Annotated in this window: 4 protein-coding genes; 3 read left to right on the top strand and 1 reads right to left on the bottom strand. The window is 48.8% G+C overall.

The window, feature by feature from the left end:
- Window positions 1–157: 157 nt before the first annotated feature.
- Entirely contained in the window at window positions 158–3,106 is a 2,949-nt protein-coding gene (locus HU175_RS04110) for an FAD-binding and (Fe-S)-binding domain-containing protein (RefSeq protein WP_176565380.1), read from the bottom strand.
- A 571-nt stretch (window positions 3,107–3,677) separates the two neighbouring features.
- On the opposite strand from HU175_RS04110, the gene HU175_RS04115 reads away from it, so the two are divergent.
- The 3 genes from HU175_RS04115 (at window position 3,678) to HU175_RS04125 (ending at window position 11,659) form a co-directional block, all read left to right on the top strand.
- Window positions 3,678–6,659 (top strand): SusC/RagA family TonB-linked outer membrane protein, encoded by a 2,982-nt coding sequence (locus tag HU175_RS04115; protein WP_228724311.1) that lies wholly within the window; start codon window positions 3,678–3,680, stop codon window positions 6,657–6,659.
- A 52-nt stretch (window positions 6,660–6,711) separates the two neighbouring features.
- Window positions 6,712–8,295, top strand: a complete 1,584-nt coding sequence (locus HU175_RS04120) for a RagB/SusD family nutrient uptake outer membrane protein (RefSeq protein ID WP_176565382.1) — start codon at window positions 6,712–6,714, stop codon at window positions 8,293–8,295.
- A 103-nt stretch (window positions 8,296–8,398) separates the two neighbouring features.
- Window positions 8,399–11,659, top strand: a complete 3,261-nt coding sequence (locus HU175_RS04125) for a VCBS repeat-containing protein (RefSeq protein WP_176565383.1) — start codon at window positions 8,399–8,401, stop codon at window positions 11,657–11,659.
- The last annotated feature ends 21 nt before the right edge of the window (window positions 11,660–11,680 follow it).

The raw sequence follows: 11,680 nt of genomic DNA on the forward strand, positions 1-11,680 counted from the left end.
GTGTGATGCTGACCATAATAATACGCAAAGGGTTGGAATGTCGATACGTTACCTGATTACGAGATCGTTTTGCTTATTTCGCGGCAGACGAAAAAGCCAGCCTGCTGTGAAAAAATCTTTCTTCGCAGCAGGCTGGCTTCGTAACTGGCTCGTTTAATCAGGCCAGGGCCTCAAATAAAATCTCGGCCGGATGCTTCGCTTTGCGCCCGGTTCCATCTTTGATCTGGTGGCGGCAGGACGTACCAGGAGCTGCAATAATAACGTTGTCGGGCTGCTGACGCACTGTTGGAAACAACACTAGCTCGCCAATTTGCATCGATACGTCATAATGTTCGGCTTCGTAACCGAACGATCCCGCCATACCGCAGCATCCCGACGGAATTAGCTGAACGGTATAGTTTTTGGGGAGCGATAACGATTTCTTACCGGGGACCAACGACGAAACAGCTTTCTGCTGGCAGTGACCATGCAGCTTGATTAGCCGTGTTTCATCGGTGAAATCGTCCGCTGAGATGCGGCTGGCATCCATCTCCCGGGCTACAAACTCTTCAAACGTCAGCGCATTGACGGCAATACGGCGAGCAGCCTCAACCAGCGATTCGTCAACCAGATCAGGGTATTCGTCGCGGAATGTCAGGATGGCCGAGGGTTCCATCCCAACTAGTGGTGTTTCGGGTGTAACGATGTCCTGCAACGCTCTAATGTTTCGTTCGGCCAGCGTCTTGGCGTACTTAAGCATTCCTTTGGACAGGGCCGCCCGACCACTTTCGCCGTGTTCCGGGATAACAACTTCGTAGCCCAGCCGCTCGAATAGCTGGATGGCTTTCTGACCAACTGAAACGTCGTTGTAATTAGTAAACTCATCACAGAAGAAATATAGCTTTCGCGACGGCTTTCCGGACAGTTTCTGCCGGTTCTTTGCCCAGTTTCTGAGGGTCGTTTTCTCCAGCAGTGGCATGGTTCGATCCGGGTGGAAACCAATGACCCGATTCGCTACCCGACGGATACTTGGCGTACCCAGCACTCCGTTCCAGGCCCAGGGAACCAGCGACGCCAAATTCGAAAACCGCGCGAAATTGGCAATCAGCCGCGACCGGATGGGGACGCCGTTCGTGTCATAGTAATGCTGTAAAAATTCGGCTTTTAATTTCGCTACGTCCACGTTCGACGGACATTCGCTTTTACAGCCTTTACACGACAGGCATAGATCGTACACTTCTTTGATTTCCTTATGATCGAAGCGATTCTCTTTGGGCGAGCGCGTCAGCATCTCGCGGAGAATGTTGGCTCGGGCTCTGGTCGTGTCTTTTTCGTTCCGGGTCGCCATGTAACTAGGACACATGGTGCCGCCTGAAGCCTCCGTTTTGCGACAGTCGCCCGAGCCGTTACACTGCTCGGCATGCTGTAGTACGTCCTGATCCTTATACCGGAAATACGTCTGAAAGGCTGGTGTCTGCTGGTTGGCTTCATACCGTAGGAACGTATCCATGGGTGGCGTTTCTACGATTTTGCCGGGGTTAAAAATGCCGTCAGGGTCCCAGGTATGCTTGAGCTCCCGCATCAGTTCGTAGTTGTGTGGACCAACCATCCGCGGAATGAATTCACCGCGTAGTCGACCGTCGCCGTGCTCGCCCGATAAGGAGCCATCGTATTTCTTGACCAGCGTTGCTATTTCTTCGGCAATCATCCGGTATTGCTGATGACCCTCCCGGGTTTTCAGGTTAATAATTGGCCGAAGGTGGATTTCGCCCGAGCCGGCATGCGCGTAGTGCACTGCCGACATACCGTTCTTTTGCAGAATCTCGTTGAAATCGCGGATGAAATCAGGCAGGTCGCGTACATCAACGGCGGTGTCCTCAATAACGGCAACCGCTTTTTCATCGCCTGGCAGGTTACCCAGTAAGCCAAGGCCTGCCTTACGGAGCGTCCAGATTTTCTTCGTGTCTTCTCCGAACAGGAGCGGGTAGTGATAGCCGAGTCCTGCTGCCCGCATTTCGGCTTCCATTTCCTGGGCCAGTTGTTCGATCTCCTGTCGCGTATCGCGCGACAGATCAACGACCAGAATAATTGGGAAATGATTGGTTGGCGTTTTCTGAACAAAAAAGCTGTTTTTCTGCTGCTCCGGATTGCTGTCGGCTCGTTCCAGAATAATATCGTCAATAAGCTCGACGGCGTATGGCCCGTATTTCAGCGCTACCAGCGTAGTACGTAGCGCTTCGTCGATGGAGTGACAATGTACACAAACCAGTCCGCCTTCTTTAGGCGGCAGAGGAACCAGATTGAGTTTGATCTCCGTAATAAAGCAAAGTGTACCCTCCGACCCAGCAATGAACTTTGCCAAGTTAAAGGCCGAACCATCGGGCGTGAATGGTTCCATACCCAGCAGGACATCGAGCGCATAACCCGTATTCCGGCGTTCGATGCTGCTCTTAGGAAAGTTTTTGCGAATCTCTTCCTGGTTCTCCGAGTCAGAAAGAATCGAATTGGTTTTTAGCAGGATTTTATCGGCTAAAGTTGCCGAACCATTCCGACGGCTGGCTTCGGCTACCTGCTTGGTCAGATCCCAGCCGCTCATAGCGCTGAATTCGATCTCGGAACCATCAGCCAAGAGTGCTTTAACGGCCAGCGTATGCTCGCGCGTTGACCGATAGACAACCGAATTGGAACCGCACGAATTGTTGCCAACCATGCCACCAATCATTGCCCGGTTCGCCGTCGAGGTTTCCGGGCCGAAATAGAGGCCGTAGGGTTTCAGGAACTGGTTGAGCTCATCCCGAATAACACCCGGCTGTACCCGTACCCATTTCTCTTCGGGATTGATCTCCAGAATTTTCGTGAAGTGTTTCGATACGTCTACCACGATACCGCTACCCACAACCTGTCCCGCCAACGACGTTCCTGCAGTACGGGGGATAAGCGACGTTTTATGAGTCCGGGCAAAGTTGATCAGCGTTTTTAAATCCTCGACTGTTTTGGGAACAGCAACAGCCATAGGCATCTCGCGATAGGCCGATGCATCGGTTGCGTAAAGAGTCCGTTGGGTAAAGTCATCATAGAAGTCACCGGTCAACTGATCGGCCAACTGTCGTAACGGAACGGTATGCATATAAGACGTAAAGAAGCACTCTGGGAAATCAGACAAATTTAAGGACTATAACAACAAATTTTTTATATGGTAGATTAGAACTGGATAAGTTAAAGAGTCTTGATAAAATCATATTGATGAAAAGGAAGATAGTAATTTATGTGCTTAGTAATCAGGGCGCAATTACTCAAGTAGTTTAATGCTTATATGTCTTTATTGCAATAGGTATAAAACCTTAATGACTTTAGAGTAACACTATATTAATAACAAGTGTGCTTATTTTAATGTAGCGGCTTGTAATTTATGATCGCATCGTGGTAATTTGCTTATCAGTTCAAACTAATGTTCAATTAATTCGCAACATGTTTCTATATAAACGGTTGTGTGTGTTGTGCGTGCCGAAGGGCGGTTTAGTTGATTAAGTATTTTTCACCAAAAACGTATCGTGTTTGTTTTTTAACTTTTTACTGTCAAATCTATGATGGACAACTCCTACACAAATGATCACTTTCGTGATTACGTAGGCAATACTGGCAAGTCTCGGCTACAACAACTGATAGGAAGAGCACTGGCAGGAGTAATAACTTTACTAATGCTGATTGCAATGCCAAGCATTGTTCAGGCACAAAATGAGAAAGTTGTTACGGGTAAAGTGACTGATCCGGGTGGAACATTAGGGTTGCCTGGTGTAACAGTTCAGATAAAAGGGACTACCAAAGGAACTACTACCGACGGCAATGGTCAATACCGCTTGGCTGATGTTACAGCCAATAACGTACTGGTTTTTAGCTCGATTGGATACGTATCGCAGGAAGTCACCGTTGGAACCCGCACAACAATCGACATTACGCTTGCCGAAGATAACAAAACGCTGAGCGAAGTTGTCGTTGTTGGTTACGGGAATCAGCGGTCGAAAGACGTGACGGGTGCCGTTCAGTCGGTTGGGCCTAAAGATTTTAACAAAGGTGTTATTGCATCGCCCGAGCAGTTGCTTCAGGGCCGGGTTGCGGGTGTGCAGATTACCCCATCAAGTGGTGAGCCGGGTGCACCCATTAACGTACAGATTCGGGGTACAGCTTCCCTGCGCGGTGGTAACAATCCCCTGTTCGTAATTGATGGTGTCCCACTGGACGGTGGTAGTTCCAGCGATGGCGGTGCTGATTTTGGTGGTGGCTCCTCGGCGGCACGTAACCCACTGGCATTCCTGAACCCATCCGATATTGAAAATATTTCGGTTCTGAAAGATGCATCGGCGGCTGCTATCTACGGCGCCCGGGGTGCAAACGGCGTCGTTCTGATCACGACGAAAAAAGGGAAAGCTGGCGCGCCAATCTTTAACTTCTCTGCTTCAGGGGCTGTGTCAAGTCCACAGAAACGGTACGACCTCTTAAATGCTTCTGAGTTTGTCAGCGCAGCTGTAGCGGCTGGTGGCGATCGGGCCGTTCTTGACAGAGGATCGAATACAAACTGGCAGGATCAGGTTTTCAGAACGGCTGTGAGTCAGATATACAACGTTGGTTTTGGTGGCGGTACGCAAGACACCCGCTACTTCTTTTCGTTAGGTTACCAAGATCAGCAAGGGATTATCAAAAATTCGTTCCAGAAGCGGATTACGGGCCGGATCAACGCGTCGCATGAACTATTCAATGACAAAGTTATCATTGATATTAATGCAACAACATCGGGGATAAACGACCGTTACGCACAAACAGGAGAAAATGCCGGAGCACAGGGTAACCTGATTGGTGCTGTTATCCAAGCCAACCCGACATACCCTGTGTTCGATACGAACGGTGATTATTTCCAGCCAGGAGGTGACTATCGGAACCCAGTTGCCCTGTTGAACTACATTAACGACCGGGGCACAACAAACAGGACGTTAGCCAATGCCAGCGTTACCTGGAAAATCATCGATGGTTTACAGGCAAAAGCAAATTTCGGTATCGATAACTCAACGGCTATTCGTGAAACGGCTCTCGACTCCCGTCTACGTGCCAACTACACAGTTCCTCTTATTCCGGCGCTGAACACAGTTGCTACGGTGTATCGTGATAATTCGACTGGCTTAGGCGGTGGTGCTTACGTACAAAACCGTTACAGAAACTCTCGTTTATCTGAATACACACTGAACTACAACAAGGCAATCGGAAAAAGTAATCTGGACGCCTTACTAGGGTTCTCGTATCAGATTTTCCAAGATAAAAACAACTACCTGGCTGCTGGTAACTTCCCCTACAACGAAAGTTCGCTAAGCTACCTGGATAACATTGGCTCGGCCAACGCAAACAACCGGACGTCGTTCGGTTCTGGATCGGGTCGTGGTCAAAATGAGCTTCAGTCGTTCTTTGGTCGTGTAAACTATAGCATTCAGGATAAATACCTGTTGACAGGTACGTTGCGGGTTGATGGTTCGTCTCGTTTCGGTTTGAACAACAAGTACGGCTATTTCCCGTCAATTGCTGCGGCATGGCGTCTGTCGGAAGAAGAGTTTATCCCGAAAGACATCTTTACCGATCTGAAACTCCGCGTAAACTACGGCGTAACGGGTAACCAGGATTTTGCTGGCGGTGCTTCTAAAATCATTTTCCAGCTCAACGCCGATGGTTCTCAAACGCAGTTGAACAACCCGAACCCCAACCTGAAATGGGAACAGAACAACACCATTGGGGCGGGTATCGACTTCTCAATCCTGAAAGGCAAACTGGGTGGTACGATTGATTATTTCCACAAGGCCGTTACAAACACGTTGTTCCAGGTATTCTACGCGCAACCGGCCGCTGTACAGTACCGCTGGGTGAACCTGCCCGGCGAAGTTATCAACGCCGGTGTAGAATTGAACTTAACGTATCAGGCGGTACAAACGGCTAAATTTGGCTGGGAAGTATTGTATAACATGACTTTCCTGAAAAATACGGTAAAAGATCTGGGAACAGTAGTACCAACGGGGACCATCAATGGTCAAGGTCTGTCTGGTGCTTACGCACAGACGATTCGCGACGGTTATCCGATCTTCGCCTTCTTTATGCCGAGATTCACAGGCTACGATAACAACGGGTTTGCAACTTATGCTGACAATGGTGCAACTGCGTTCCAAGGAGCTCCACTACCCAAGATTCGGCTGGGTCTGACGAATAACTTTACTTATGGTAATTTCAACGCCAGCCTTTTCTTCAACGGTCAATTCGGTGGTTATATCTATAACAACACTGCGAATGCGTTATTCCTGAAAGGGCCACTGCGCTCTGGACGTAACGTATCACCTGAGGCTGCTAATAGTGCTGAAAGTCCACTTAACCCAGGCTCAGTATCGACCCGATTCCTGGAAAAAAGTGATTATATCCGGTTGAGTAACGCATCGATTGGCTACCGCTTTAATCTGCCACAGGGCAGCGTAGCCAAATCGTTGACCGTATCGCTGGCTGGTCAGAACCTGTTACTCTTCACAGGCTACTCAGGACTGAATCCAGACGTGAATACGGTTAAATACCTGAACAACATTCCCTCGCTAGGCATCGATTATACGCCTTACCCTGCATCGCGGACTGTTACTCTTGGTTTGAACGTCGGTTTTTAATTAACACCAGTTTCCCGGCTTGACTGAGAAACTGATTAACAGAACGAACAAAATGATCAAATTTTCGGGGCACCAGCTAAGCGTATTTTTTGGTGTGACTGCTTTATTAGGCGTGGCCAGTTGTACTAATCTGGATGACGCCGTTTTTGGACAGCTCTCTTCTGCGGAAGGAACCGCTAACAGTGTACCGCTGGATCCGGCAAGTACACTACAAGGTGCTTATCAGTTGTTGAACAACATCGCAACAAACCAGGGAAACACCTATGCAATGGAGGAACACCCATCGGACGAAATGATGGGGCCAACCCGAGGGACTGACTGGGACGACTTCGGCCGTTGGCGCCGGTTGCATCAGCACACCTGGGACTCACAAAATGATCAGATTTTAGGGGCCTGGAATGATCTTAACAGTGGTGTATTCCGCTCGACCCAAGCGCTTTCTGTTGCTGGTTCCGATGTACAGATAGCGGCTCAGGCACGTTTTCTGCGGGCGTTTTACATGTATCACATCGTTGATCTCTGGGGACAAGTGCCCTTCCGGAACGTAACCGACTCTCCAGAATCCAATCCAATAGTTTATAACCGGGTTGATGGGACCAATTTCGTGATTCGCGATTTACGCTACGCATTTAACAACCTGACGACAACAGCAGCAAACCAGGCAACCAAAGAAGCTGCGGCAGCTATGTTGGCGAAAGTCTACTTGAACCGGGCAGTGTATACGAACACAACTGCTCCTGCTGGACCGTACACGTTTGCTAAGGCAGACATGGACTCAGTGACGTATTTTGCCAATCAGGTTATCGGTTCAGGTAAATTTGCCCTGACCACTTCGGGAAAATATTTTGATAATTTCCACTGGCAAAACGATTCTCGGTCTAAAGAGCTGATCTTCACGATCAATAATACAACGACCAGCCAGCCGGGTAACGTTAGAAACCGGTATTACATGACACTTCACTATAATCAGTATGTGAGTGCCTGGAATGGTTTCACAACGCTTGCTGATTTTTACAATAGTTTTGAAGCAAGCGACGAACGTCGGGGAGGACCAGTTAGCGATCTTACACCAAGTACGGGATTGAACGCTGGCTTCCTGGTAGGTCAGCAGTACGTATCTACCCCTGGTTCGTCCACTGCACCGTCTACGATTGTTGCCGCTAAAGACCGTTTAGGAAACCCACTGGTATTTACGCCACAGGTAAACCTGTCATATGCTACCGAAGATCAGGGTATTCGGGTTGTAAAATATCTGCCGCAACCAGGGGCAGTTGATGCTCCTGCCAATGATTACGTATTCCTTCGTTATGCCGACGTATTACTGATGAAGGCTGAAGCGTTGTTACGGGGCGGTAGCGATACACAGGGCCAAACGGCGGCTGGTATCGTGAATAACCTGCGCACAACCCGGAAAGCGTCTAGCTTGGGAACGGTTGACCTGACCGTTTTATTGGCAGAGCGCGGCCGTGAGCTATACTGGGAAGGCTGGCGCCGGAGTGATCAGATCCGGTTCGGTAAATTCCTGGATCCCGTTGATCAGCGTCCAACAGCATCTCCTGCCACGGCGGTCCTATTCGTACTTCCACAACAGGCGGTTGACAGTAATCCAAACCTGATACAGAATCCTGGATATTAAGCCAAGTAATCTGTTTCAGAAACAAAACAGCAGCCCGAAACCGGGCTGCTGTTTTGTTTCTGCCATTTGGAATATGAGTGGATTACTTTTCGTTTAGTACTTGATGAAAAAAGTTGTTTACGGGCTGTGTTTTACACTGTTAACTGCCTGCTCGCCAAAGAAAACGTTGTTTGAAAAAACAAATTCGGAAGAGACAGGAGTTACGTTTACTAACCAATTAACTGAAACGGAACAGGAGAATATTCTGGCGTTCGAGTATTTCTATAACGGTGGAGGAGTAGCTGCGGGAGATTTAAACAACGATGGGTTACCTGATCTATATTTTACGGGCAATCAGGTTGGTAACAAACTATACATCAATAAAGGAAATCTGACGTTTGACGATCTGACCGAAAAAGCCGGACTGGGAGGGCGCGCTGGAGGTTGGAAAACCGGCGTAACATTAGCCGATATAAACGCCGATGGCTGGTTGGATATTTACGTTTGCTACTCGGGTTTACGGCCAGATTCACTCCGTAAGAATCAACTTTTTATCAACAATCATAATCTTACCTTCACCGATAAAGCCACTGAATATGGTCTGGCTGACTCCGGTTATTCCGTTCAGGCTAACTTCTTCGACTATGACTTGGATGGGGATCTGGATTGTTTTTTAATCAACCACGGGCTGTCTGATTACCAACGAAAAGAAGCCGCGGCCATGCGGGAGGAGCGGGACTACAACGCTGGCGACAAATTATTTAGAAATGATTTGTCTACAGGAGGACATTTTGTTGATGTATCGGAGCAGGAAGGAATTAAAGGAAACCCGCTGGGTTTTGGACTCGGTGTTGCCGTTTCGGACGTAAACGGGGATGGTTACCCGGATGTATACGTGACAAACGACTTTGTGGAGGATGATTATCTCTATATCAACCAGCGCAGCCGTCAGCCGAGCGGCCCAGCCTTTCGGGACGAGTTGCGTGAACGAGTTGCTCATACATCCTACTCGTCGATGGGCGTTGACATTGCGGATATCAACAACGATACGTTACCGGACATTATAACGCTCGATATGCTGCCTGAGGACAATGCCCGGCAAAAGCTGTTGCTCTGGCCCGATAGCTGGCCGGTTTATCAGGCACAGTTGCAAAATGGCTTTTGGCATCAAAACATGCGGAATATGCTTCAGCTACAGCAGCAAAACGGGCAGTTCTCGGAAATTGGTCAGTTAGCAGGCGTGTCGAATACCGACTGGAGCTGGGGAGCACTTTTGGCAGATTTCAACCTAGATGGCCGTAAAGACGTCTTTATCAGCAACGGACTCGGCCGTGATTTAACGAACGCCGACTTTGTCAAATATGCTAGTGAACAGGAAGAACAGCGTACTGGACAGGCTATGCTTGAGCAGCTGAAGCAAATGCCCTCAACGCCAACAAAAAACTATATTTTTCAGAATACCAGCACTGGAAATGCCTCGGTAACCTTTGCCAATCGGCAGGTTGAATGGGGATTTGACGAAACAATACGCGCCAACGGAAGCGCTTATGCTGATTTGGACGGGGATGGTGACTTAGAAATTATCACTAATAACCTGAACGAGACAGCTCGCATTTATAAAAATACAAGCCGGGAGCAGAAACTTGGTCACTTCCTGACGATTAAACTGGAAGGCTCGGCTGCGAACCGTTTCGGGGTCGGAGCAACCGTGCAGGTGATACAAGGAGGCCATCGTCAAGTACAGGAGTTTTATCCAACTCGCGGTTACCTGGCAAGCAGTCATGACCGACTGCTGTTTGGTGTTGAAAAAGCCGATCAGCCAGTCGACGTACTAGTTCGCTGGCCAAACGGACTTACCCAAACCGTGAGAAATGTCGCCTTGGATCAGTTACTTGTTCTTTCTGTCAGGCAGGCAACAAAGCCAGTTAGTAGACCTAGGGGCCAGCCTCAAACTTTACTGGCTGAGGTTTCCGGACCCAACTGGCAGCACATAGTGAAACCAACGAACGACTTTGAGCGTCAGCTTATGCTGCCCATGCACTATTCGTACACGGGACCGCGTCTGGCAGTGGGCGATGTGAATGGCGATGGCGAGCCAGATGCATACGTAGGAGGAACACCGGAACAGCCAGGAACACTACTGATACAAAAAGGGGGAGTATTCTCACTGCAGACATTGACTGGGACAAAACCGTTGAAAAATACGGATGCTGTGTTAACTGACTTTAATGGTGACAAAAAACCTGATCTCTATGTGGTGAATGGGGGTTATGGCGTCCGTGACACGGTTGATTTACAGGACCAGTTATGGCTAAATGATGGGGCTGGAAATTTCAGTCCGGCTTCTCTCCCCGTTGAAGGGGCAAACGGTTCCTGTGTGAAAGCTCTTGACGTTGACAAAGACGGTGATATGGACCTGTTTGTTGGCGGGCATGTACGACCCGGTAAGTACCCGTATGCCGATCAAAGCTTTTTGTTGATCAACAACGGCAAAGCCCAATTTGAGCAGGTAAGCTTGGGTAAGCTGGGCGTAGTGTCAGATGCGGCCGTTGTCGACATGAATAAAGATGGCTGGCTGGATCTGGTCGTTGTTGGCGAGTGGATGCCGGTTACTGTTTTGTTCAATCAGCACGGAAGGTTTTCGACTCAGAAGCAACAGGTTTACGATAAGTTATCAGGCTGGTGGAATCGTATCAGCCAGGCTGACCTGGATGGCGATGGTGATGATGATTTAATTGTTGGGAATCTTGGCCAGAATACGCAGATACAAGCAAGTGAGGCTGAACCGGCTACCCTTGTCTACGATGACTTTGACCGTAATGGGACAATTGACTGCTTCATGAATTATTATATTCAAGGCAAGTCTTACCCCGCGCATACTCGCGATGAGATCGGGGAGCAGATGCCGACGCTACGGAAAACGTTTACTGATTATCAACTCTATGCAAACGCAACAATTGAGCAGTTTGCCGACGCCAATACGATTGAAAAGGCGAATCACCGGACAATTAATGAGTTACGAACGTTGGTGCTGGAGAATCGAGTGGACGAAACTGGTGTCAGTGAATTAATTCCACATGAGCTTCCACAGCCAGCTCAGTATGCACCCGTATATGCAATTCTGCCGCAGGATTTTGACCGGGACGGACGCCCTGACCTGCTACTTATGGGTAACAATTCAATGTTCAGACTGCGAATTGGGAAAGTAGATGCCAATCAAGGAACTATGCTGCTCAATCGGGGAAACTGGCGATTCGACTACGTCCCATCTGCACAGTTGGGCCTTTTGGTTAAGGGCGATGTACGGGACGTAAAGCGTATTGGCAGCTATATTCTGGTTGGCCAGAATAACAATAAGCTACTCACTTTCAAGATTAACCGTTAATTCAGTAACGCAGCTACCGTA

The organism is Spirosoma sp. KUDC1026 (assembly GCF_013375035.1).
In the GTDB taxonomy this organism is placed as follows: domain Bacteria; phylum Bacteroidota; class Bacteroidia; order Cytophagales; family Spirosomataceae; genus Spirosoma.

Bases quoted from the DNA above. Each gene is read 5' to 3' on its own strand.
- HU175_RS04110 (WP_176565380.1), bottom strand. From the start codon at position 3,106: ATGCATACCGTTCCGTTACGACAGTTGGCCGATCAGTTGACCGGTGAC.
- HU175_RS04115 (WP_228724311.1), top strand. From the start codon at position 3,678: ATGCTGATTGCAATGCCAAGCATTGTTCAGGCACAAAATGAGAAAGTT.
- HU175_RS04120 (WP_176565382.1), top strand. From the start codon at position 6,712: ATGATCAAATTTTCGGGGCACCAGCTAAGCGTATTTTTTGGTGTGACT.
- HU175_RS04125 (WP_176565383.1), top strand. From the start codon at position 8,399: ATGAAAAAAGTTGTTTACGGGCTGTGTTTTACACTGTTAACTGCCTGC.